The following is a 22,374-nucleotide window of genomic DNA, read 5'->3' on the forward strand; positions in this document are numbered from 1 at the left end:
GTGGGGGTCGGCTGGGACTGAGGCGCGGGTACGGGGGCAGGGGCCTTCTTGGGCTTGTGACCGAAGATCTTGCCGAGAATATTGCCGAAGATGCCCATTGACGTGTCCTTTACACACTGATGGCCGTTGCGGCCGTCCGGTGCGTAGCGCGTGAGGGTCCGGATTGTTTCGCCGATCAGGCGAAGCGTTCGAAATACCGCTCGATGATCCGCTCATAGACCCGCTGGAGGCCGACGATCTCCTCGACAGGGGCCCGCTCGTCGACCGCATGCATGGTGGTCCCGACCAGGCCGAACTCCACGACCGGACAGATCGAGCGGATGAACCGCGCGTCACTGGTGCCGCCGGTGGTGGAGAGGTCCGGCTCGCGGCCGGTGGTCTCGCGCACGGCCTCGGCGATCACCTCGGTGAAGGGCCCCTGTTCGGTCAGGAAGGCCTCGCCGCTGATCATGCTGCGGACGCTGACCGTCCCCGAGAACTCCTCATTGGCCCGCCGGCATTCCTCCTCGAACCAGGCGGCCAGGTCGGCGCCCTGGTGGCCGGGGTTGAAGCGGATGTTGACCCGCGCCGTGGCCCTGGCCGGGATGACGTTGGTTCCCGCATTGGCCACGTCGATGGTGGTGACCTCCAGGTTGGAGGGCTGGAACTCCGGATAGCCCTCGTCCAGCACCCGGTCCTGCAGCCGGCCCAACAGCCGCACCAGCACCGGGATCGGGTTGGCCGCCCGCTGCGGATAGGCCACGTGGCCCTGCTTTCCCTCGACGGTGAACCAGGCGTTGATGCTGCCCCTGCGGCCGATCTTGACCATATCGCCCAGCGCCTGGGCCGAGGTCGGCTCTCCGACCACGCAATGGTCGATGGCCTCGCCCTCGGCCAGCAGGGCCTCGACCACCTTCCGGGTGCCGTCCAGAGCCAGGCCTTCCTCGTCGCCGGTGATCAGGAAGCTCAGGCTGCCCTTCGGTTCGCCCCGCGCCAACACGGCGGCCACGGCGGCGGTGAAGGCGGCGATTGCGCTCTTCATGTCCACCGCCCCCCGGCCCAGCAGCACCCCGTCACGGATGTCCCCGGCGAACGGATCCTGGCTCCAGGCCGCCTCGTCGCCGACCGGGACGACATCGGTGTGGCCGGCGAAACAGAGGTTGGGCCGCGCCGTGCCGCGCCGGGCATAGAGGTTCTCGATCTCGCCGAACTTCATGCGGCGGCAGCCGAAACCCAGCGCCTCCAGCTCGCGTTGGATCAGGTCCATGGCGCCCGCGTCGGCCGGCGTCACCGACGGGCGGCGGATCAGGGCCTGGGTCAGGGCGACGGCGTCTAGGGTGGCGGCGGTCATGGCCAACGCTTTAGGCTGGCGCGATTGGCGAAGCAAACGAGGGAACCCGGCCATGCCGAAGATCGAGCTGTCTCAGGCGCCGTTCCGCCAGGGGACCGACTATCCGCCGCCACATGACGGCCCGGTCCGCGACCGGCGTCGCTGGCGCCTGGGCGATGCCGCCGGGCTCACCGGCTTTGGGGTGAACCGGCTGGAGCTGGATCCCGGCGTCTGGTCCAGCCAGCGCCACCACCACAGCCTGGAGGATGAGTTCATCATCGTGCTGGAGGGCGAGGTGGTGCTGGTTGAGGACGGGGGCGAAACGGTGCTGAAGGCGGGCGACTGCGCCGGCTTCAAGGCCGGATCGGGGGACGGACACCAACTGGTCAACCGCTCGGACCGGATGGCCGTGGTCCTGGAGGTCGGCAGCCGCGAGCCGCTGGACGTGACCGTCTATTCCGACATCGACATGGTCTGCCCGGCCGGCGGCCCCGGGTACACCCATCGGGACGGCCGGCCGTATCCATCGAACAACTAGTCGGGGCAGCCCGACTTGAACACCAGCACCCGTTGGTTGGGGTTGCTCGTGCTGCGGCTGATCTGGAGGAGGTAGCCGGTGGCGCCCTCGACCTGCACCCGGCACCATAGCTGGTCGCCCTGCTGGCGGCATTCCTGCACGGCTGCACAGGTCCCCTTGTTCAGCACGGTCACCACCGAGGCGTCCTTGTTGGCGGCGCTGCGCAGATTGGCCCGGGTGATCACCCGCACCTGCGGCGGGGACATCTCGGCAACCGTGGCGCAGCGGTCGGAGTCGCCGTGGCGCACGCACTGACCACCGCCGTCGTCCCAGCCCCCGCCGCGCGGGCTGTCATCCCAACCGCCACCGCTGTTGCCGCCACCGCCGCCACGCGACGGCACGGTGGGTGGGGCGCCCTTGCGGGTCAGGGTCACCTCGCGGCCCTTGGCGTCGGTCCCGACCAGCCGGTCGCCGCGCATCCGCAGGCGGGCCTTCACCGTGCTCATCCCCTGGACCAGCACCACCTCGCCGCCCTCGATGCGGTAGCGGTCGACGCCGAACAGATCGCCCGAGCAGGCGAAGCTGCTGGCCTTGTAGGCGCCGAACCAGTCCTGGGTGGTCAGGCCCACGTCGCAGGTCTGGACATTGCCGCTGGATCCGACGTGCTGGGCCCGCCAGTCGCCGGTCACCTCCGCCCGTTGGGCCGAGGCGGCCACCGCCGAGAGGGCCAGGGCGGCCAGGCCGCCGATGATGATCTTGATCCGCATGAAAACGCTCCCCAAAACTCGATATGGGTCAAGGAATCCACGCAACGCCTTACGGCGCAAGGGTTTGGATCAGTCCCGCAGCAGATCGTTGATGCTGGTCTTGCTGCGGGTCTGGGCGTCCACCGTCTTGACGATCACCGCGCAGTACAGGCTCGGGCCGGTCCCGTGCGGGTCGGGCAGGGAGCCCGGCACCACCACGCTGTAGGGCGGGACATAGCCGCGGTGGACCTCGCCGGTCTTGCGGTCGACGATCTTGGTCGAGGCGGAGATGAAGACGCCCATCGACAGCACGCTGCCCTGGCCGATCACCACCCCCTCGACCACCTCGGAGCGGGCGCCGATGAAGCAGTCGTCCTCGATGATGGTCGGGTTGGCCTGCAGGGGCTCCAGGACCCCGCCGATGCCGACGCCCCCCGACAGGTGCACCCGCTTGCCGATCTGGGCGCAGGACCCGACGGTGACCCAGGTGTCGACCATGGTGCTTTCATCGACAAAGGCGCCGATGTTCACGAAGCTGGGCATCAGGATGACGTTCTTGGCCACATGCGCGCCCTTGCGCACGATGGCGCCCGGCACGGCGCGGAAGCCGGCGGCGTCGAACTGGTGGTCGTCCCAGCCGTGGAACTTGTTGGGCACCTTGTCCCACCAGGGGCCCATGCCCTCGCCGACGGCGGCGGCGCGCATGACCCGGTTGGGGTTCAGGCGGAAGGACAGCAGCACCGCCTTCTTCAGCCATTGGTGGGTGACCCAATCGTCCCCGACCTTCTCGGCCACCCGCGCCTTGCCGCTGTCCAGCCAGAGGAGGGCTTCCTCCACGGCGGTGCGCATCGGCCCGGTGGTGTCGGGGCCTAGGGCGTCGCGGGCCTCCCAGGCGGCTTCGATCTCCAGGGCCAGGTCGGCGGCGGTGACGGTGGTCATGCGGCGGTCTCCTTGACCCTCGCCGAGCTGAGGAAGCCGGCCAGGTCGTCGGTGCGGTGGTGGACGAAGGGGGCGGTGTTGGCCGGGGCGTTCAGCCCGACCAGGATGGTGGTCATGCCGAGGTCGGCGGCGGGGGCCAGGTTCTTCTCGCTGTCCTCGAAGAAGGCGGCGCCGCGCGGATCGACGCGAAGGGCGGCGCTCATCTTTTCGAAGGTCGAGCGGGCGGGCTTGGGCAGGTAGTCGGCCGAGGCGATGTGAAAGACGTCCTCCATCAGCTCGGCGATGCCGAGCTTTTCGAGGACGCGCTCGGCATGCGGGCCGGACCCGTTGGTGAAGATCAGCCGCCGGCCCGGCAGGCGCTCCAGCGCGGCGATCAGCCGGGCGTCCGGCTCCAGCAGGTCGAGGCTGACGTCGTGGACCTCGTCGAGGAATTCCTCGGGCGCCACGTCATGGTGCGTCATCAGTCCGGCCAGGGTGGTGCCCAGCTCGGTCCAGTACTTCTTCTGAAGGGCGCGCGCCTCGTCGCGCGGAAGGCCTGTGCGGCGCTCGACAAAGTCGGTCATCCGCACCTCGATCAGCTTCATGAAGCCGGTCTCGGCCGGGTAGAGGGTGTTGTCGAGGTCGAACAGCCAGGTGTCGATATGGCGGAGATCGGCGCCGCTCACTTGGTCACCATGGTCCCGGCGCCGTGCTCGGTGAACAGCTCGACCAGCATGGCGTGGGGGCGGCGGCCGTCGAGAATCACCGCCGCCTCGACCCCGGCGTCGACCGCGGCAATGGCGGTCTCCAGCTTGGGGATCATGCCGCCGGTGGCGGTGCCGTCCTCGATGGCGGCGAAGGCCTGGGCGACCGTCAGCTTGCGGATCAGCTCGCCGTTCTTGTCGAGCACGCCCTTCACATCGGTCAGCAGCAGCATCCGCTTGGCGCCCAGCGCCCCGGCGATCGCCCCGGCCACGGTGTCGGCGTTGATGTTGTAGGTCTGGCCGTCCTTGGCCACCCCGATCGGGGCCACCACCGGGATGTAGTCCTGCTCGGCGTGGATCAGGGCATTGAGCAGCTGGGGATCGACCTTCTGCGGCTCGCCGACGAAGCCTAGGTCCACCACCTGCTCCAGCTGGCTGCCCGGATCCTTCCTGGTGCGCCGGGCCTTGGTGACGGTGATCAGCCGGGCGTCCTTGCCCGACAGGCCCACGCCGCGCACGTCGGCCTCGGCGCCGGCCTGGGTGATCCAGCTGGCGATCTCCTTGTTGATAGCGCCTGACAGCACCATCTCGGCGACCTCCATGGTCGGGGCGTCGGTGACCCGCAGGCCGTCGATGAAGGTCGACTTGACCCCCGCCCGGTCGAGCATGGCGCTGATCTGCGGCCCGCCGCCGTGGACGACCACCGGCAGCACACCCAGCAGCTTGAGCAGCACCGCATCGGCTGCGAACAGCTTGGCGACCTGCTCCTCGCCCATCGCGTGGCCGCCGTACTTGATGACGACCTTCTCGCGGTCATAGCGCTGGATGTAGGGCAGCGCCTCGGCCAGGGTCTTGGCGGTCGCCCAACCGGCTTCTTCGACGCTGTCGCTCAAGGCCATCAGGCTCCCGTTGCTAGTCGCGGGGTGCGATAGCGGACGGGGGCGGGGATGTCACCCTTACTGCTCGCCCGAGCCCGGATCGGTCTGCGTCTTCGGCGAATCGGAGCTGCCCTCCGAGCCCACCGGTTCTGTCGCCGGGCGGGGCGGTTGGCCGTCGCCGGCGGGGCGCTGGTTCTCGTTCTCGACTTCTCGGTTATCCGGGCGCGGGGCGGTCATCGTCTGCATCTCCTGAAGGTGTTGCAGCAAACGCACTGGCGGGCGTGTCGCTCCCTTCCTACCTGCGTTGGGTCGGATGCTTGCCGAGGACCGGCCGGCCTGCTAAACGGCCCGGCTCCGATAAGGGGTCGCGCCGGGGCCTGGTCTTCTGTGCGAGCCGTCTGTCGAACGAGTGTAGCTCAGCTGGTAGAGCGTCGGTCTCCAAAACCGAAAGTCGCAGGTTCGAGTCCTGCCACTCGTGCCATTCTTCACATGGCGGTCCAAGGCTCGGGCCGCCGCAACATGAAATAGAGTTCCAAGACCCGTCCATGGCCAAGAAACCTGGCAACCTCGCCGCGATGAAGTCCCGCGCCGCCAAGAGCGCTGCGGCGGTCGCCGCGCCCGCCGGTCACGCGCCGGCCGAGCCGAAGAAGCCCCGTACCTCGATTCCGGAATTCTTCCGTCAGGTTCGCGCCGAGGCCCGCAAGATCACCTGGACCAGCTGGAAAGAGACCTGGATCACCTCGATCATGGTCTTCATCATGGTGATCATGGCGTCGCTGTTCTTCCTGCTGGTCGACTGGATCCTGTCGAACGGCGTGAAGATGGTCCTCGAATTCGTCTCCGGAATGTAAGCCCAGATGACCGACACCGCCGCCGAGCGCCCCGCCAACCCGCGCCACAAGTGGTACATCGTCCACGCCTACTCCAACTTCGAGAAGAAGGTGAAGGAGTCGATCCTCGATCAGGCCAAGGCCCAGGGTCTGGACGAGTACTTCAGCGACATCCTGGTGCCGACCGAGGACGTGGTGGAAATCCGCCGCGGCCGGAAGGTCAACGCCGAGCGCAAGTTCTTCCCTGGCTACGTCCTGGTGAAGATGGAAATGACCGATGAGGCCTACCACCTCATCAAGAACACCCCGAAGGTCACCGGCTTCCTGGGCAGCGGCTCCAAGCCGATGCCGGTGTCGGAAAAGGAAGTCGAGCGGATCATCGGCGTGGCCGCCGAGGGCGCCGAGCGTCCCAAGCCCACCATCTCCTTCGAGATCGGCGAGCAGGTCCGCGTCACCGACGGCCCCTTCGCCAGCTTCAACGGCGCCGTCGAACAGGTCGACGAGGAACGCGCCCGCCTGCACGTGGCGGTCTCGATCTTCGGCCGCGCTACTCCGGTCGAGCTGGAATACAGCCAGGTGGAGAAGGTGGTCTAAGGGCCGCTTCACATCGCGTGAAATCAGGGGCGGCTCCGGTTCTCCGGGGCCGCCCTTTTCATGTCGAAGTGGGAGGGGGTGTCAGACCCCCTAAGCCGCCGCCTTCAGCCGCTCCAGCACCAGCGGGTGCAGGTCGAGGTTGGCCGCCAGGATGGTCCCGCCGTCCAGGGCGTTTTCCCCGCCCTCCAGGTCGGTGACCTTGCCGCCGGCCTCGGTGACCAGCAGCATCCCCGCCGCCACGTCCCAGCTGTTCAGCCCCCGCTCCCAGAAGCCGTCAAAGCGGCCGGCGGCGACCCAGGCCAGGTCCAGCGCCGCGGCGCCGTAGCGGCGCACGCCCGCCACCCTCTGGGTGATCTGGTGCAGTTCCTTGAGGAACTGGGCATGGCCGGGCTTGCCCAGGAACGGGATGCCGGTAGCCAGCAGGGCGTCGTCCAGCCGGTTGCGAGCCGCGACGCGCAGCCGCCGCTCCGAGCCCAGCCAGGCGCCCTTGCCCTTCTCGGCCCAGAACAGGTCGGCGGTGATCGGGTTGTAGGTCACGGCCGCGACCACCTCGCCCTCGCGCTGCAGGGCGATGTTGATGGCGAAGTGGGGGATGGCGTGGATGAAGTTGGTGGTGCCGTCCAGCGGGTCGACGATCCAGGTGTGGGTCTTGTCGGTGCCCTCGATCAGGCCCCGCTCCTCGCCGATGAAGCTGTAGCCGGGGCGCGCCTTGGTCAGGGCTTCGAACAGGAATTGCTCGGCCTTCAGGTCGGCGGCGGTCACGAAGTCGCTGGCCGAGCCCTTGCGGGACACCTGCAGCTCGGAGACCTCGCCGAAGTCGCGGGCCATGCCCTTGCCGGCCTTGCGGGCGGCTTCGGTCATGACGTTGATCAGGGGAGAGGTGGCGGGCATGTCGGGGTCTCGAAAACTGGGGTCTCGAAAAAAGGTCGCGGAACCTAGCGATGGGGGGAGTCTATAGCAAGGTTGGGTGGATAATCCCTGACCACCGTAAACCCTCTCCCTCCCACCGCTTCGCGGCGGGCCCCTCCCTCTCCCTCGCGGGAGAGGGCCTGATCGGGTCGGCCTCCTCGATTGGAGAGACGGTGGCGCTCATAACCCTCTCCCGCGAGGGAGAGGGAGGGACCCGCGCCGCAGGCGTGGGAGGGAGAGGGTTTACGGTGGCCGGTGATTAACCCGAGATCGCCGCGTTGATCGCCTTCACCGCAGCGGTAGGGCCATCGGGATGTCCCCAGACCCCGCCGCTGACCGCCACGAAGTCCGCCCCCGCCGCCGCCAGCGGCCCAGCGTTCTCCGCCGTGATCCCCCCGATGGCGACACAGGGGATCTCCATGGTCTCCTGCCAGATGGTCAGGATCTCCGGCTCGGGCCGATACAGCGTCTCCTTGGTCGCGGTGGGGTAGAAGGCGCCGAAGGCGACGTAGTCGGCGCCGCCCTCGGCCGCCTCCATGGCCAGATGCCGGCTGTCGTGGCAGGTGACGCCGATCATCGCGGTCTTGCCCATGATCTTGCGGGCCTGGTCCAGGGCCATGTCCGACTGGCCGATGTGGACTCCGTCGCAGCCGAGCTTCGCCGCCAGCTTCGGGTCGTCGTTGAGGATCAGGGCCACCTCCCGCGACAGGCAGAGCGGGGCGATCACATCATGGGCGGCGGCGATCACCGCCTCCGGCTGATCCTTGAGGCGCAGCTGCAGGGCGGCCACGTCGCCGGCGTCCAGCGCCTCGGCCAGGGTGCGGCCGAAGGCGGCCAGGTCGTCGAGGACGGGCGGGGTGATCAGATAGAGTCGGCAGTCGGTCATGGCGGCGGTTTAGCGCATGGCTTGGCCTTTGACTGCCCCAACGTGATCCGGTTCACGTTCGCGGAAAGCAAAGAATTCCGGGAGGCCACAGGTGAATTTCGACTTCTCCGACGAGCAGAAGCAATTGCGCGAGGAGGCCAGGCGCTTCCTGGCCGACCGCTGCCCCAGCACCGCCGTGCGGGCCGTGCTGGAAGGGCCTGAGCCCTATGACAAGGCCCTGTGGAAGGGCCTGGCCGAGATGGGCTTTTTGGGCGCCGCCATTCCGGAGGAATACGGTGGCGTCGGCCTGGGCCATCTGGAGCTCTGCGTCATCGCCGAGGAACTGGGCCGGGTGGTCGCGCCCGTGCCGATGGCCAGCTCCATCTATCTGGCGGCCGAATTCCTGATGGCGGCGGGGTCGGACGCGCAGAAGGCGAAATGGCTGCCCAAGCTGGCGTCGGGTGAGGCCATCGGAACCTTCGCCCTGCCCGAGGGCGTCGGCAAGGTGACCGAGGCCGGCATCAATGCGAGCGTCAGCGGCGGCAAGCTCTCCGGAACCAAGGTCCCCGTGGCCGACGGCGATGTCGCCGACCTGGCGGTGGTCGTGGCCCGCAGTGGCGGCCGGGTGGGCCTGTTCCTGGTCGATCTGACCGGGCCGGGCGTCCGCCGCGAGGTGGTCGACAGCATCGACCCCAGCCGCAGCCAGGCCAGAATCGTCTTCGACGGCGCCCCGGCCGAGCCCCTGGGCTCCCCAGGCGAAGGCTGGCGGATCGCCGCCGACGTCATGGACCGGGCCGCCGTGCTGGTCGCCTTCGAACAGGTCGGCGGGGCCGACCGGGCGCTGGAGATGGGCCGAGACTATGCCCTCGACCGCATGGCCTTCGGCCGGCAGATCGGCAGCTTCCAGGCGGTGAAGCACATGCTGGCCGACATGTATGTGGCCGCCACCCTGGCCCGGTCCAACGCCTACTATGGCGCCTGGGCCCTCTCGACCGGCTCTCCGGAGCTGCCCGTCGCGGCGGCCACGGCGCGGGTGTCGGCGACCGACGCCTTCCAGCACTGCGCCAAGAACAACATCCAAGTGCATGGCGGCATGGGCTTCACCTGGGCCTTCGACTGCCACCTCTACTACCGCCGCTCGAACGCATTGGCCTTGTCGCTCGGGTCGAAGTCGACCTGGGAGGACCTGCTGATCGATCGCCTGCGCAATCGTAACGAATCCCCGGCCGCGGCCTGATTGGGAGAGACAGACATGAACTTCGACGACACCCCCCAGGAAGCCGAATTCCGCGCCGTCGCCCGCGCCTGGATCGAGGCCAACGCCCCCAAGGAGCTGGAGGCGGACCTGAAGAAGAGCGGCTTTGCCGGCGTCAACGTGGGCAACCGCGATCCGCTGCAGTTGTCCAAGGCCTGGCAGAAGAAAAAGGCCGAGGCCGGCTGGGCCTGCCTGCACTGGCCCCAGGAGTACGGTGGTCGCGGCGCTTCGCCCATCGAGCGGGTGATCTGGGGCCAGGAGGAGGGGGTGTTCGGCGCCCTTTCCGGCACCTTCATCATCGGCCACGGCATGTGCGGCCCCACCCTGATGGCCTGGGCCAGCGAGGAGCACAAGCGCCAGCTGCTGCCGACCATGGCCAGCGGCGAGCACATCTGGTGCCAGCTGTTCAGCGAGCCGGCCGGCGGGTCGGATCTGGCCGGCCTGCGCACCCGCGCCGAGCAGGCGAGCGACGGTTCCGGCGACTGGATCATCAACGGCCAGAAGATCTGGACCAGCGGGGCCCAGCACAGCGACTACGGCATCCTGATCACCCGCACCGACCCCAACGTGCCCAAGCACAAGGGGCTGACCATGTTCTGGCTGGACATGAAGTCGCCCGGCGTCGAGGTGCGGCCGATCAAGCAGGCCAACGGGCAAAGCGGCTTCAACGAGGTCTACTTCACCGACGTGCGCATCCCCGACAACCAGCGCCTGGGCGCGGTGGGCCAGGGCTGGACGGTGTCGCTGACCACCCTGATGAACGAGCGACTGTCGATCGGTTCGGGCATGCCCACGGGCTTCCCCGAGCTGTTCGACTACTGCATGAGCCTGCAGACCCAGGACGGACCGGCCATCGATGACGCGGCCGTCCGCTCACGCCTGGCCCAGTATGCGGTCAAAGCCTCGGGGCTGAAGTACACCGGCATGCGGGCGATCAGCGCGCTGTCCAAGGGCGAGACCCCAGGGCCGGAAAACAGCATCGGCAAGCTGGTCGCCGGCGCCACCATGCAGGACCTGGCGATGTTCGCACTGGACCTGCAGGGCCAGGCCGGGGTGATCAACGGCCCGGACCAGACCGAGGCCTCCAGCCGCTTCCAGGCCATGCTGCTGAGGTCGCCCGCAACTCGCGTTGAGGGCGGCACGGACGAGATCCTGCGCAACATCATTGCCGAGCGCGTCCTGGGCCTGCCCGGCGACATCCGCGTCGACAAGGATGTGGCCTTCAAGGACATCCCGACCAGCGGTCGAGCCTGAGGCGCTGTCCTGGGGGCCTGGGGCGGGTTTTGCCTCGGGTCTCCCGGACGGTCAGCCCGTCGTCCGTAGAAATGCGGCTGGCGGTGCGGACCGTCGGGGATTAAGGGACGACGGTGAACGAATATATCGAACTTCAGGGAGCCTCAGGCTCCGCCCTCCGCTTTCGCCTGCGCTCCGACGCGGCGCCCCTGCCGGCCATGGCCGGCAACTTCGTGTGCATCAAGATGAGCGGCGATACGCCCGAGGTGGTCGCCTGCGGCGCCACCAACAGCCTGATGACCGCCGGCGTCGCCTGGGAGGCCGCGGTTCGCGAGCATGGCGCGGAGGCGCTCTATATCCGGCTCAACGTCGCGGGCGCCACGCGCGCGCTGGAGCTGGAGAGCCTGGTGAAACACCACAATCCGCCGATGGTGGTCTGGGAAGGCCCCACGGGCTAGCTGCCGTCGGGGCTGGCCGATCCGCTGTTGATAGCTATTGCGAACGCGTTGCAAAGGCGTTCGGGATGGGCTAGAGAACGACAATCGTTCTCAACTGGGGTTCGGGCTCCAAGTGTACGTCTGCAACTGTAACGGCATCCGCGAACGGGACGTGCGCCAGGCGATCGCCGCGGGCGCGTCCCGCCCGGCAGAAATCTTCCGCAGCCAGGCCTGCCAACCCCAGTGCGCGAAGTGCGTCTGCGAGATGCGCCAGATGATCGATGAGAGCCGCGAGGCGCTGCGCTACGCCGCCGAATAGGCGTAGTTGAGGCTCATTCTCACGCCTTTACTGTAGTCGCGAGGCATTCGCGCAAATAGTCGTGCAAGCGAGAAACGTTCGCACGGATTTGGGTTGCGAGGGCGCCCAAACCGGGTTCAACACAACCTCTACAGTCTTGAGGAGAAGGCCATGAAGGGCGACCCGGCGATCATCCGCATCCTGAATGCGGTGCTGACCAACGAGCTGACCGCGGTCAACCAGTACTTCCTGCATGCCCGGATGTACCAGCACTGGGGTCTCAACCGGCTGGGCCAGATCACCTACGACGAATCGATCGGCGAGATGAAGCACGCCGACAAACTGATCAAGCGCATCCTCTTCCTCGACGGCCTGCCCAACCTGCAGGACCTGCACAAACTGAAGATCGGCGAGACCGTGCCCGAGGGCCTGGCCGCCGACCTCGCCGTGGAAAAGGGCGGTCGCGAGACGCTGATTCCCGGCGTGAAGGCCTGCGAGGAAGCCCTCGACTACGTCAGCCGCGAACTGCTGGTCGAAATTCTCAGTGACACCGAGGATCACATCGACTTCCTCGAAACCCAGCTCGACCTGGTCCGGCAGCTGGGCGAACAGAACTACCTGCAAAGCGCCATGGGCGAGCTGCAGGGCGAGGGCGGCCACTGATCCAACGCGGGATCGGAACCGCCTCAATCGCGCCGCGTTTGCCAGACGACTGTGGCCCCGCAAGAGGGAGATGACGCATGCGCTACGAGATGGGCCCCGAGGGGATGGAAGAGGTCCACGCCAAGCCGGTGTCCACCGCCGGCCATGTGCTGCTCGGGGTGCTGCTGGCGGCCGGGGCCGTGGCCGCGGCCGAGGTGATCGCCAGCCGCAAGCGGAATGACGACGAGCCCCAGTTGCTCAGCGACTACGCCGAGGCGCAAGGCCCGGTGTCCAGCCCGCCGAAGGCCGCCTTCGCGGTGATCTGGCCCTCCATGTTCACCGCCCTGACCATCTCCGGCCTGCGGGTCTGGAACGCGCCGCAGGGCGCCACCCGGACGCGCGCCCTGACCCTGTGGGGTCTGGTGCAGGCGTTCTCGGCCACCTGGATGGCGCTGGGACCCAAGCGGGTCGGCGGACGTGTGGCGGCCGCCGTTGCGTCTGTCGGCGCGGGCGCGGTCTATGCCTACCATGCCAGCAAGGTGCAGCCGCCGCCCGGCGCGGTCGCGGCGCCGACGGCCGGCTGGATGGGTATCGCCAACCTGCTGAGGGACCAGTGGGACCGGCGCGTGCCCGGCGAGCACCGGCCGACGGTGCATTAGGCCCGATCCAACCGCAAAATCTCGACCATCCCACCGGCCTCCACCGCCGGCGCATGCGCCGCGCGTCGCAGCAGCGCGTCCGCCGCCGCGAAGACGGTGACCAGGGAGCTGTCCTGGTCGGGCAGGGCGCGGACGCCGTCCGGGGTGCGCACCGCCCGCATCCAGTGCTCGCGCGGGCCGTTGGCGGCCAGCGGCTGGGCCAGGCGGGCCGTCTCGATGGCCGGGCCGGCGGCGGCGCCCTGCAGCGCCAGCACCAGGGGCTTGAGGAACAGTTCGGCGCAGACGAAGGCCGAGGCCGGGTTGCCGGGCAGGCCGAGCACGCGGCGGCCGTCACCCAGGGTTCCGAACCAGGTCGGCTTGCCGGGGCGCACATTGACGGTCTCGACCGCCAGCTTCAGACCCAGGCCGGCGAGGGCGGGCTTGACCAGGTCATAGTCGCCGACCGAGGCGCCGCCGATGGTGACCACCAGGTCGGCGTCGGCGCCATTCACGGCCCGCTGTATGGCGGCGAGATCGTCGCCGGCCGGGGTCAGCCGTACGGGAATGGCGCCCCAGCGGGTGAGCATGGGCGCCAGGCCCGCGCTGCCCGATTCGTAGATCTGGAACGGCCCGGGGCTGCCGCCGGGAGGAACCAGCTCCTCGCCGGTGGCCAGGATGGCGACGCGCGGCCGGTCGGCGACCGGGACCATGGCATAGCCGGCGGCGGCGACCAGCGACAGCCGCCAGGGGTCCAGCCGCGTGCCGGCCGGGAGCAGGATCTGGCCGGCGCGGAAGTCGCCGCCGGCGGGGCGGATGTGGCTGCCTTGGCCGGGCGGGTGGGTCAGCCGGACGGCGTCGCCGTCTCGCTGCGCTTCCTCCTGGATGACCACCAGGTCGGCGCCGGCGGGGACCGGAGCTCCGGTAAAGATGCGCACGGCCTGGCCCGGTTGCAGGCGCTGTTCATGGCCGCGTCCGGCGGCGCTCTCCCCCGCGATGCTCAGCACCGCGCCTTCGCCGGCGTCGGTCCGACGCACGGCCCAGCCGTCCATCGCCGAGGCGTCGAAGGGGGGCTGGTCGCGCTGGGCCAGGATGTCCTGCGCCAGCACCGCGCCGTCGGCCACGGTCAGGGGAATGGAGGAGGGCCGCAGGACCCCCGCTCCGGCCAGCATCCGGGCGCGGGCGTCTTCGACGGGGAGATTCTTCAGGGGGGACACCGAACTCACGGATTCGGGTTTCCCATGAGTTGCCGACAGGCGCCAGCCTGAACCGTGGGCTACCCGACGAACGCCCGCTCCAGCACATAGTCGCCCGGCTCGGCGTTGGAGCCCTCCACCAGGCCATGGCTCTCGATCAACGCGGCCATGTCCTTGATGAACTCCATCGAGCCGCAGAGCATGATGCGATCGTGCTCACGGTCGAACTTCGCCTGGTCGAGGCCCAGGTCGGCGAACAGCTTGCCGGACGCGATCAGGTCGGTGAACCTGCCCTGGCGTTCGAAGGGCTCGCGGGTGACGGTGGGATAGTAGACCAGCTGCTTCTGGGCCTCTTCGCCGACCAGGGGGTCTTCGAAGATGTCCTTGGTGAACAGGTCGCGATAGGCCAGCTCGTTCACTTCGCGCACGCCGTGGCCGACTATGACCTGCTCGAAATTGGAATAGGCGTCCGGGTCCCGCGCCACCGACAGGAAGGGCGCCAGGCCCGTGCCGGTGCCGAACATGAACAGGCGCTTGCCGGGCCGCACCGCGTCCAGCACCAGGGTCCCGGTAGGCTTCTTGCCCAGCAGGACGGCGTCGCCCTCCTGGATGTGCTGCAGGCGAGACGTCAGCGGGCCGTCCTGGACCTTGATCGACAGGAACTCCAGCTCCTCGGCAAAACTGGGCGAGGCGATCGAATAGGCCCGCAGGATCGGCTTGGTCTCGCCCGGCGCCGGCGGCAGGCCGATCATCACGAACTCACCCGAGCGGAACCGGAAGGTATCCGGCCGGGTGATGGCGAAGCTGAACAGCCGGTCGGTCCAGTGCTTGACCCACAGGACGCGCTCCAGGTGCTGGGCGGCGGAGGGGGTCCAGGCGGGAGCCGGCGCGTCAGTGACGTCGGTCATGGCAAGGGGGTCCATTATACGCGCGGGGAGGCGCGAGTGTGGCCTGTCACATGGCGTCCGGGGGCGGGGGTGTCAACGCAGGGAACCTCAAGGGGCTTGCAGCCCAGATGGAGGTTCCGTGTTCCGCCACGTCATACTTGGCGCCGTCGATGCGCCTCCGTAGCGTGGTCCCAACAAGCCCAAAAGACGCCCCAGAGGAAACCCCATGACCGTCTACGCCGTCTTCGTTCGCGACCGCATCAACGACCCCCAGGAAATGGCCACCTATGGCCAGAAGGCCGCCGGCGCGGCCGCGGGACACAACCTCACCCCGCTGGCCTTCTATGGCGCCACCGAGACCCTCGAGGGCGAGCCGGTCGACGGGGCCGTGCTGATCTCTTTCCCAACCATGGAAGAGGCCAAGGCCTGGTACAACAGCCCGGCCTATCAGGAGGCCCTGCCGCATCGGCTGAAGGGCGCCGACTACCGGGTCTTCCTGGTCCAGGGGCTTTGAGCGCGTTCCGATAGGTGGGAACCGGTTATCGGATCAAAACGCGCGGTGGGAAAATGAGCCGTCTCGCTTTCGTCACGACCAGGCCTTAGGAGCGGCGGCATGACCCGCAAGCTGCCCTTCAACACCATCGAGAACCTGCGCGACTTCGGCGACTATGCCGGGGCGCATCGCCACATGAAGAAGGGCGTGCTGTTCCGCTCCGCCCACCAGGCGGAGGCCTCTGACGAGGAACTCGAGGCCCTGGCCGCGCTCGGCCTGTCGCTGATCGTCGATCTGCGCCGGCCGGGCGAGCGCGAGCGGGCGCCGTCTCGCCGCTGGAAGAACTTCGCCGCCGAGGTGATCGCCAACGATCATCCCGAGGACGGCGAGGATCCCTGGCAGAAGTTCATGGCCTCGGGGACCATCACCTCCGAGACCATGCGCGACTACATGCTGACCTACTACGACCGGGCGCCGCACGACCCGCGCCATGTCGACGCTTACAGCCGCTGGTTCGACCGACTGGGCGCCACCGAGGGGGCCACTCTGGTGCACTGCGCGGCGGGCAAGGATCGCACCGGCATCCTCTGCGCCCTGACCCATCACATCGCCGGGGTGCATCCCGACGACATCATGGCCGACTACCTGCTGACCAACGACGAGGAGCGGTTCGAGCGGCGCATCCCGCTGATGGCCGCCCATGTCGAGGAGCTGACCGGCAAGGCGCCGGACCGGGCGGCGATGCGGACCGCGCTGGGCGTGGAGGCCGACTACCTGCACCGCGCCTTCGCCGCGATGAAGGACCAGCACGGCTCGATCGACGGCTACCTGCGTGAGGTCCTGGGGGTGGACGACGCCCGCCGGGCCGCGGTGGAGCGTCGCATCCTCGTCTGATCGCGCGCTGACGCCGGGTAAGGCCCTTCCCACTGGCTGATTTCCGGCCCAACCTGAATCCCAAGGCCGCGGCGACAGACGGCTCTCTGCATTGGGATCGGGAGACGTCCATATGGTTCAGCAGCCACCATCCGGCGCGCTCGGCGACGGCCTGCCGGGCAGCCTGGCGCCGGAAGCGGAAGCCGCCGCCGACGCGGCGGGGCCGGCGCAGCTGGCCAAGTCGGGCTATGCGGGCCTGTCCCTGGGCGGCTGGTCGTGGTCGCTGTTCCAGGGCGGGCGCGACCCCTACGTCATCCTGATCAGCATCTACATCTTCGCCCCCTACTTCAGCGAGTATGTGGTCGGGGACAAGGTGAAGGGTCAGTCGCTGGTGGCTACGATGACCACCATCTACAGCCTGTTTGTGGCGGCGACCGCGCCGTTCCTGGGCGCGGCGATGGAGCGGTTCGGGGCGCGCAAGCCGGTGCTGCTGGTGCTTATTGCCCTGATGGCGCCGCTGATCTGGGCCCTGTGGTTCGTCACCCCGGGCGGGCCTATCTCGGTGAACGCCACGCTCTGGATGCTGGGTGCGATAGGCGTGCTGTTCGTCTATGCCGAGGTGCTGCACAACTCGATGCTCATCAGCGCGGCGGGGACCAGCCATGCGCCGCACGCTTCGGGGCTGGCGCTGTCGCTGGGCAATGCTTTCGCTGTCGTGGCGCTGGTCTTCTGCATGATCGCCTTTGCCCTGCCGGGCGCTGTCGACTGGAGCTTCGTCCCCGACAAGCCGATGTTCGGTATCGATCCGGCAAAGGCCGAACCTTCACGCATCGTCGGCCCGATCTGCGCGGCGCTGCTGGTGTTGCTGGCCATCCCGATGTTCCTGTTCAGCCCTGATGTCCCCCGCTCGGGCGAGCGGTTCGTCACCAGCCTGGCCAAGGGGGCCGGTGGCCTGTGGGAGACCTTGAAGAGCCTCAAGGGCGAGGCCGACATGCGCAACTATCTGATCGCGCGGATGCTGTTCACCGACGGGATGACCTCGCTGCTGGCTTTCGGTGGGCTGTACGCCGCGGGGGTGATGCGTTGGCAGGTGCTGGAGATGCTGGGCTACGGCATCCTGCTGTCGATCTTCGCGGTGATCGGCGGCTTTGTCGGCTCCTTCATGGACCGCGCCGTGGGGCCGCTGAAGGCGGTGAAGATCGCGGTTGGCGGAGCCATCGTCTGCCTGATCGGTCTGCTGGGGATGGGCCGCGAGAAGATTCTCTTCTTCTGGGCCTACGATCCGGCCGCCCACGCGCCGCTGTGGAACGGCCCGATGTTCCGCACCCTGCCGGAGATCATCTACCTGGTCATCGGCTTCGGGGTGGCGATCTTCGTGGTCGCCCACTACGCCTCGAGCCGCACCCTGCTGACCCGCCTGTCGCCTCCGGAAAAATTGCCGGCCTTCTTCGGTCTCTACGCCATGTCGGGCACGGCCACCGTATGGGTCGGCTCGTTTTTGGTGGCCCTGTTTACCGCCCTCTCGGGCAGCCAGCAGGGCGGCTTCATCCCGATCGCGGCGCTGCTGTTCCTGGGGCTGATCGGCATGTTCTTCGTCAAGGGCGGCGGCAAGGACGAGCACCGCGCCGACTGACACCCTTTCCCCGGCCCATGCAGAGCGCTATGGCCCGCCCATGCGCCACGTCGCCCTGCAGACGCGCCCCTGGCGGGCGCCGGCCGAGGTTCTCTCGGCGTTCGGAGAGGACGCGGGCGCTTGCGCCTTCCTTTCCGGCGGCGGGGGCGAGCGGGCGCGGTGGTCCTATGTGCTGCGCTGGCCGGACGAAACGGTGGCTGCCTATGCCGGCTGGGGCGCCGACCCGTTCGAGGCGCTGGACGGTCTGCTGGGCGAGCGGTTGCCGGTCGATCCGGAGGGGCCTCCGTTTCAGGGCGGGGTGGTCGGCCTGGCCGCCTATGAGCTTGGCGACCGGATCGAAGCCCTGGGGCTGGGGCGGCATCCCGACCGCTGGCCCGACCTGACCCTGATGCGGTTTCCCGCCCTGCTGGCCTTCGACCATGTGGAGCGGCGGGTGGTGGCGGTCGGGCGCGGCGAGGACGCGGAGGAGGCGCGCGAGCGGGCCGGCTGGGCCGCCGAGTGGCTGGGTGAGCCGACGCGGCCGACCTTCGAGGGTCGGCTGACCGCCAGCTTCGAGGCGCGGACGGCGGCGGAAACCTATGAGGCGGCGGTGGCCCAGGTGGTGGCGCGCATCCATGCCGGCGAAATCTTTCAGGCCAATATCGCCCGCGCCTGGGGCGGCGAGCTGGAGGTCATGGCCCGGCCGATCGACCTGTTGATGCGGCTGGTCGGGGACAGCCCGGCGCCCTTCGCCGGCTTCATGAACCTGGGCGACCTGGCCCTGGTTTCCAACTCGCCGGAGCGGTTCATCACCGTGGACGCCGGCGCCGACTTCCGGATGGAGACCCGGCCGATCAAGGGCACCCGACCCCGCGGCGCCAATGCGGCGGAGGATCGGCGGTTGGCCGAGGAGCTGCTGGCCAGCGTCAAGGACCGGGCCGAGAACCTGATGATCGTCGACCTGATGCGCAACGACCTGGCGCGGGTCAGCCCGGCTGGATCGGTGAAGACGCCGGAGCTGTTCAAGGTCGAAAGCTTCACCAACGTCCACCATCTGGTCTCGACGGTCACCGGCCGGCTGGCGCCGGGGCTCAGCCTTTCCGACCTGATCCGCGCCAGCTTCCCGCCCGGCTCGGTGACCGGGGCGCCGAAGGTGCAGGCGATGAAGGTCATCGCCGAGCTGGAGCCGCCGCGCGGACCCTACTGCGGCTCGCTGTTCTGGGCCGGGTTCGACGGCAGCTTTGACTCCAACGTGCTGATCCGCACCGCCGCCTTCGCCCGCCACCCGCTGGGCTGGCGTTACGAGGCGCGGGCGGGGGCGGGGATCGTGGCCGACAGCGATCCCTTGGCCGAGCGGCTGGAGACCGAGGACAAGATCGCCGCCCTGGCCAGGGCCCTGACATGAGCGTGCCGTTCGACGATCGCGGCCTGCTGCTGGGCGATGGCCTGTTCGAAACGATCCTGGCCAAGGACGGCGCCCTGGTGCTGTGGGAGCCGCATCTGGCCCGGCTCACGGCCGGCTGCGCGGCGCTCGGCCTGCCGCCGCCCGATGCCGACGAAGCCCTGCGGCTGTGCGAAGCGGCGGTGGCCGGACTGACGGGCGCGCGCGGGGCCGTGCGGCTGACCCTCACCGCGGGTTCCGGCGGGCGGGGGCTGGACCGGCCAGCGGAGATCACGCCGCGCCTGTTCGCCACGGCGGCGCCGGCGGCGCGGCCCGAGGGGCCGGCCCAGCTGGTCACCGTGTCGGTCCGTCGCAACGAGGGCTCGCCCGCCTCGCGGCTGAAGACACTGAGCTATCTCGACAACGTCCTGGCGCGGCGCGAGGCCGGGCCGGCCGAGGCCCTGATGCTCAACGGCCAGGGCGAGGTCGCCTGCGCGGCGGTCGCCAATCTGTTCTGGATCGCCGAGGGGCGGCTGGAGACGCCGGCGCTCGATTGCGGCGTGCTGGACGGGATCATCCGCGGCCAGGTGCTGGCGGCGGCGAAGGCTCTGGGGGTGACGGTCGCGGAGGTCCGCGCGGGGCGCCAGCGGTTGGAGGGCGCCGAGGGCCTGTTCCTGACCAACAGCCTGATCGGGGTGCGGGCGGTCGACCGGCTCGATGGCCATGCCGCGCCGGGTCATCCCCTTGTCGCCGAGTTGGCCGGCGCGGTCAGTTGGTCTTGGTGACTTTGTCCGACTTGCGAGGGCGCAGGTAGAAGGTCTTGGTGAAAGTCACCGCGTTGGGCACGAAATAGTCCACCGGCGAGTCGTAGCTGTACTGCACTTCCGACTTGATGACGCTCTCGCCGGCGGCGGTGATCAGGCCGGTCGGCACGGTCATGCTGTTGCCGGCGCCGTTGGCGGTCAGGCCGCTGCCCTTGCTCCACTCGACCTTCGGGTTCTTGTTGGAGTCGGCGACGATCGAGGTGACCCGCATCTTCAGGGTCGTGGTCGGGAACGGCGACATGATGGTGCTGCCGATCGAGAAGATGTCGGTGAGGTTGGCGTCGGTCACCTGGGTCGACTGGGCGACCAGGTCGCCGATCGAGGAGGCGGCATGGCTGGCGCGGCGCTCGGCCATCATCGCCTGGGTCAGTTCGGCCAGGCCGAAATAGAAGGCGATCAGCGCCGGGGCGATGAGGGCGAACTCGACCGCGGAGACGCCCCGCTCGTCGCGCCTCAGGCGGCGGAACAGGCCCATCAGCTTTCCCCCATCTCTATGTGCCCCAGGGCTCGTTGCGGAAGGTGACGGTGGTCGAGATCAGCCGCTTGCCGTTCCCCAGGGTCTGCATGCCCGAGTTCAGCAGCGGGGTGATCAGGGTCCAGGTATAGTAGGCGCGGACCAGGACGATCTCCTCGGCGCCGCCCGGCTCCCACTTGGTCTTGGTCGGGTCGATGACGCCGTTGGTCACCGGGGTGGCGGCGCTGGAGCCGGCGAAGCTGCTGAACTTTCGCACATCCACCGTCAGGTTGTTGGCGCAGTCGGAGCCCAGCCAGGACATGTCGGCGCAGATGCTGGTCTTGAAGGTGGCCGCCGTGCCGCCGGCCGCCTGCAGCTCGCCGGTGCGGATCTTGCGACCGGCGGCGTCGGCCGCGTTCTGCAGGGTGGTCGAGACCAGGAAGACCATGCCCAGCTCCAGCACCGCGAACAGCAGAGCCAGAAAAGGCAGGGCGACAAAGGCGAACTCCACGGCCGCCGATCCACGCCGAGCGGCGCGGAAGCGGGCCAGGAAGCGCCGGGCGCGAAGGAGTGCGGTCGTGGCCATTGGCCGCAGACTAGGGGTCTAGGCTTAAGGCAGGGTTTAGGGCGGCCCAAATGGGCGCCCCGCGCAGGCAGTCTTTATAGACTCACGCGCGCAAGGGGCTACCGGCGACGCGGCTCCTCGCCGTCGGTCATCTCGCAGCGCGGGCTGCAGGTGTATTGCGAAGCGGCCCCGCCCTTGAAGACCGAGACCTGGCCAACGTCGTTGCCGGCCACGATCACGGTGCGGTCGACGATCATCCGGCCGCCGCGGTCGAGCACGATCACGGTGGTCGTCCCGGCGCTCTTTCCGACCACCAGGATGTTGCGCTCGTCCATGACCACGACATCGGCGATCGCCGGGTTGCCGATGGCCACGTCCTTGGCCGGGGAGGGCAGGGCGATGCGCACCGCCTGGTCGGTGCGGACCGAAAGGGTCTGGGCGAGGGCCGGGGCGGCGAAGAGCGAAAGCCCCATGACCAGAACTGCGAGGCGGCGCATGGCGGACTCCGGGCCAGCGGTGAATCAGACCTTAAGCATCGGCCCCATTGGTCAAGAAAGCCTGAATGAGCGGCGGTGGCGGTAACTCCGGATTCGGCTTGGTGAATCGATTTTAAGTATACAGAAAAATATACCAGTGCACTGTGTAATGTTCCCGACGTTTTACTCGACGTTAAGTGCGGTGCGCCATTGTGGCCTTGCATCTGGGGGCAGCGGGCGATGGGCCTGAACCACCCCGCCTATAGTCCGCAAACAGGAGACCACACATGACCAAGTTCGTTTCGCGCTTCGCCAAGGACGAGTCCGGCGCCACCGCCATCGAGTATGGCCTGATCGTCGCCCTGATCGCCGTGGTGATCATCACCGCCGTGACCACCCTGGGCACCAAGCTCAACGCCGGCTTCGGCGACATCAACACCAAGCTTCCGTAAAACAAGGACTCCAAGGGGCCGAAAGGCCCGCAAGCCTTGGAAAGCAGGAGGGCCCCGGCGCAAGCCGGGGCCCTTTTCGCATGCGCCGCCCCGGGGGCTTGAGGTCCGGTTGGCGGCGTCTGTCCGTCGAGGCGCCGATTGGATGCCGCCGCCCGCGCACGTCCCTGACCCATTTTGAAACAGTTCGTCCTGGCGACGATCAGCTCCGCCTCGGCGAACGGAAGACCGGGCAAAAATAATTGCGACAGCCGAGATTTACTTGCGATTCACCAGTCTACATAAGGCGCTGATATATAACGAGAAATACGGCATACTTAACAAATGATAATGGTAAATTCTAGTAAACCATAAGAAAAATCTCAGCAACCCTCCGATGTTTACTGGCCTTTAA

General features: G+C 68.4%; 27 protein-coding genes and 1 tRNA gene. 16 read left to right on the top strand and 12 right to left on the bottom strand.

Annotation, left to right across the window (positions count from 1 at the left end; genetic code table 11):
- Positions 1 to 175: 175 nt before the first annotated feature.
- A complete protein-coding gene (gene dapE, locus GVN21_RS14320) occupies positions 176 to 1,330 on the bottom strand; it encodes a succinyl-diaminopimelate desuccinylase (protein WP_166575439.1) in 1,155 nt (384 codons plus the stop codon).
- Between the two features lie 52 nt (positions 1,331 to 1,382).
- Here dapE and GVN21_RS14325 point away from each other — a divergent pair, with 52 nt between their 5' ends.
- Positions 1,383 to 1,847, top strand: coding sequence for a cupin domain-containing protein (locus GVN21_RS14325; protein WP_166575440.1), 465 nt, complete (start codon positions 1,383 to 1,385; stop codon positions 1,845 to 1,847).
- Here the strand turns inward: GVN21_RS14325 and GVN21_RS14330 are convergent.
- The 4 genes from GVN21_RS14330 to argB all read right to left on the bottom strand — a co-directional run bounded on the left by GVN21_RS14330 (position 1,844) and on the right by argB (position 5,087).
- The gene (locus GVN21_RS14330) at positions 1,844 to 2,593 is read right to left on the bottom strand and encodes an SH3 domain-containing protein (protein ID WP_166575441.1); all 750 of its coding nucleotides are present in this window, start codon (positions 2,591 to 2,593) and stop codon (positions 1,844 to 1,846) included. The two genes, GVN21_RS14325 and GVN21_RS14330, sit on opposite strands and share 4 nt — an antisense overlap.
- A gap of 69 nt (positions 2,594 to 2,662) precedes the next feature.
- Positions 2,663 to 3,511 (bottom strand): 2,3,4,5-tetrahydropyridine-2,6-dicarboxylate N-succinyltransferase, encoded by an 849-nt coding sequence (gene dapD / locus GVN21_RS14335; protein WP_166575442.1) that lies wholly within the window; start codon positions 3,509 to 3,511, stop codon positions 2,663 to 2,665.
- Positions 3,508 to 4,176, bottom strand: a complete 669-nt coding sequence (locus GVN21_RS14340) for a pyrimidine 5'-nucleotidase (RefSeq protein ID WP_166575443.1) — start codon at positions 4,174 to 4,176, stop codon at positions 3,508 to 3,510. Before GVN21_RS14340 ends, dapD begins: the two co-directional genes overlap by 4 nt.
- On the bottom strand, positions 4,173 to 5,087 hold the full coding sequence (argB, locus tag GVN21_RS14345) for an acetylglutamate kinase (protein WP_166575444.1): 915 nt from the start codon (positions 5,085 to 5,087) through the stop codon (positions 4,173 to 4,175). The genes GVN21_RS14340 and argB overlap by 4 nt, the downstream gene beginning before the upstream one ends.
- 390 nt (positions 5,088 to 5,477) lie before the next feature.
- Here argB and GVN21_RS14350 point away from each other — a divergent pair.
- The 3 genes from GVN21_RS14350 to nusG all read left to right on the top strand — a co-directional run bounded on the left by GVN21_RS14350 (position 5,478) and on the right by nusG (position 6,496).
- Positions 5,478 to 5,553 (top strand) — tRNA-Trp (locus GVN21_RS14350).
- A gap of 64 nt (positions 5,554 to 5,617) precedes the next feature.
- On the top strand, positions 5,618 to 5,923 hold the full coding sequence (secE, locus tag GVN21_RS14355; RefSeq protein ID WP_166575445.1) for a preprotein translocase subunit SecE: 306 nt from the start codon (positions 5,618 to 5,620) through the stop codon (positions 5,921 to 5,923).
- Between the two features lie 6 nt (positions 5,924 to 5,929).
- Positions 5,930 to 6,496, top strand: a complete 567-nt coding sequence (nusG, locus tag GVN21_RS14360) for a transcription termination/antitermination protein NusG (protein ID WP_166575446.1) — start codon at positions 5,930 to 5,932, stop codon at positions 6,494 to 6,496.
- 90 nt (positions 6,497 to 6,586) lie between these two features.
- Here nusG and GVN21_RS14365 read toward each other — a convergent pair whose 3' ends face one another.
- Together GVN21_RS14365 and thiE are read right to left on the bottom strand one after the other, a co-directional pair.
- The gene (locus GVN21_RS14365; RefSeq protein ID WP_166575447.1) at positions 6,587 to 7,387 is read right to left on the bottom strand and encodes an inositol monophosphatase family protein; all 801 of its coding nucleotides are present in this window, start codon (positions 7,385 to 7,387) and stop codon (positions 6,587 to 6,589) included.
- Between the two features lie 277 nt (positions 7,388 to 7,664).
- Positions 7,665 to 8,291 (bottom strand): thiamine phosphate synthase, encoded by a 627-nt coding sequence (gene thiE / locus GVN21_RS14370; RefSeq protein ID WP_166575448.1) that lies wholly within the window; start codon positions 8,289 to 8,291, stop codon positions 7,665 to 7,667.
- A 91-nt stretch (positions 8,292 to 8,382) separates the two neighbouring features.
- Here thiE and GVN21_RS21390 point away from each other — a divergent pair, with 91 nt between their 5' ends.
- From GVN21_RS21390 to GVN21_RS14400, 6 genes are all read left to right on the top strand, one after another.
- On the top strand, positions 8,383 to 9,507 hold the full coding sequence (locus tag GVN21_RS21390; RefSeq protein ID WP_166575449.1) for an acyl-CoA dehydrogenase family protein: 1,125 nt from the start codon (positions 8,383 to 8,385) through the stop codon (positions 9,505 to 9,507).
- A 15-nt stretch (positions 9,508 to 9,522) separates the two neighbouring features.
- Positions 9,523 to 10,779: an acyl-CoA dehydrogenase gene (locus GVN21_RS14380; protein ID WP_166575450.1), complete on the top strand. Its 1,257-nt coding sequence runs from the start codon at positions 9,523 to 9,525 to the stop codon at positions 10,777 to 10,779.
- Between the two features lie 113 nt (positions 10,780 to 10,892).
- On the top strand, positions 10,893 to 11,216 hold the full coding sequence (locus tag GVN21_RS14385) for a hypothetical protein (protein WP_166575451.1): 324 nt from the start codon (positions 10,893 to 10,895) through the stop codon (positions 11,214 to 11,216).
- 112 nt (positions 11,217 to 11,328) lie between these two features.
- On the top strand, positions 11,329 to 11,514 hold the full coding sequence (locus tag GVN21_RS14390) for a (2Fe-2S)-binding protein (protein WP_166575452.1): 186 nt from the start codon (positions 11,329 to 11,331) through the stop codon (positions 11,512 to 11,514).
- Positions 11,515 to 11,664: 150 nt separating this feature from the next.
- A complete protein-coding gene (bfr, locus tag GVN21_RS14395; RefSeq protein ID WP_166575453.1) occupies positions 11,665 to 12,156 on the top strand; it encodes a bacterioferritin in 492 nt (163 codons plus the stop codon).
- Positions 12,157 to 12,233: 77 nt separating this feature from the next.
- Positions 12,234 to 12,794, top strand: coding sequence for a TspO/MBR family protein (locus GVN21_RS14400; RefSeq protein WP_166575454.1), 561 nt, complete (start codon positions 12,234 to 12,236; stop codon positions 12,792 to 12,794).
- Here GVN21_RS14400 and glp read toward each other — a convergent pair.
- Both glp and GVN21_RS14410 read right to left on the bottom strand, forming a co-directional pair.
- Positions 12,791 to 13,996 carry a gephyrin-like molybdotransferase Glp gene (gene glp / locus GVN21_RS14405; protein ID WP_346764269.1) on the bottom strand — a complete coding sequence of 402 codons (1,206 nt, stop codon included), beginning with the start codon at positions 13,994 to 13,996 and terminating at the stop codon, positions 12,791 to 12,793. The genes GVN21_RS14400 and glp overlap by 4 nt on opposite strands.
- A 50-nt stretch (positions 13,997 to 14,046) precedes the next feature.
- A complete protein-coding gene (locus GVN21_RS14410) occupies positions 14,047 to 14,874 on the bottom strand; it encodes a ferredoxin--NADP reductase (RefSeq protein ID WP_166575455.1) in 828 nt (275 codons plus the stop codon).
- Positions 14,875 to 15,079: 205 nt separating this feature from the next.
- Here GVN21_RS14410 and GVN21_RS14415 point away from each other — a divergent pair, with 205 nt between their 5' ends.
- From GVN21_RS14415 to GVN21_RS14435, 5 genes are all read left to right on the top strand, one after another.
- A complete protein-coding gene (locus GVN21_RS14415; RefSeq protein ID WP_166575456.1) occupies positions 15,080 to 15,367 on the top strand; it encodes a DUF1330 domain-containing protein in 288 nt (95 codons plus the stop codon).
- A 99-nt stretch (positions 15,368 to 15,466) separates the two neighbouring features.
- On the top strand, positions 15,467 to 16,240 hold the full coding sequence (locus GVN21_RS14420; protein WP_166575457.1) for a tyrosine-protein phosphatase: 774 nt from the start codon (positions 15,467 to 15,469) through the stop codon (positions 16,238 to 16,240).
- A 112-nt stretch (positions 16,241 to 16,352) separates the two neighbouring features.
- Positions 16,353 to 17,852: an MFS transporter gene (locus GVN21_RS14425; RefSeq protein ID WP_166575458.1), complete on the top strand. Its 1,500-nt coding sequence runs from the start codon at positions 16,353 to 16,355 to the stop codon at positions 17,850 to 17,852.
- A gap of 40 nt (positions 17,853 to 17,892) precedes the next feature.
- Entirely contained in the window at positions 17,893 to 19,236 is a 1,344-nt protein-coding gene (locus GVN21_RS14430; protein ID WP_166575459.1) for an anthranilate synthase component I family protein, read from the top strand.
- Positions 19,233 to 19,997 (top strand): aminotransferase class IV, encoded by a 765-nt coding sequence (locus tag GVN21_RS14435; RefSeq protein ID WP_166575460.1) that lies wholly within the window; start codon positions 19,233 to 19,235, stop codon positions 19,995 to 19,997. The genes GVN21_RS14430 and GVN21_RS14435 overlap by 4 nt, the downstream gene beginning before the upstream one ends.
- Here GVN21_RS14435 and GVN21_RS14440 read toward each other — a convergent pair.
- The 3 genes from GVN21_RS14440 to GVN21_RS14450 all read right to left on the bottom strand — a co-directional run bounded on the left by GVN21_RS14440 (position 19,981) and on the right by GVN21_RS14450 (position 21,552).
- Positions 19,981 to 20,511 (bottom strand): TadE/TadG family type IV pilus assembly protein, encoded by a 531-nt coding sequence (locus tag GVN21_RS14440; protein WP_166575461.1) that lies wholly within the window; start codon positions 20,509 to 20,511, stop codon positions 19,981 to 19,983. The genes GVN21_RS14435 and GVN21_RS14440 overlap by 17 nt on opposite strands.
- Before the next feature lie 16 nt (positions 20,512 to 20,527).
- Positions 20,528 to 21,076: a TadE/TadG family type IV pilus assembly protein gene (locus GVN21_RS14445; RefSeq protein ID WP_166575462.1), complete on the bottom strand. Its 549-nt coding sequence runs from the start codon at positions 21,074 to 21,076 to the stop codon at positions 20,528 to 20,530.
- Between the two features lie 98 nt (positions 21,077 to 21,174).
- The gene (locus GVN21_RS14450; RefSeq protein WP_166575463.1) at positions 21,175 to 21,552 is read right to left on the bottom strand and encodes a pilus assembly protein N-terminal domain-containing protein; all 378 of its coding nucleotides are present in this window, start codon (positions 21,550 to 21,552) and stop codon (positions 21,175 to 21,177) included.
- Between the two features lie 266 nt (positions 21,553 to 21,818).
- Here GVN21_RS14450 and GVN21_RS14455 point away from each other — a divergent pair, with 266 nt between their 5' ends.
- On the top strand, positions 21,819 to 21,983 hold the full coding sequence (locus GVN21_RS14455) for a Flp family type IVb pilin (protein ID WP_166575464.1): 165 nt from the start codon (positions 21,819 to 21,821) through the stop codon (positions 21,981 to 21,983).
- The last annotated feature ends 391 nt before the right edge of the window (positions 21,984 to 22,374 follow it).

This window comes from Caulobacter sp. SLTY, assembly GCF_009905535.1.
GTDB lineage: Bacteria > Pseudomonadota > Alphaproteobacteria > Caulobacterales > Caulobacteraceae > Caulobacter.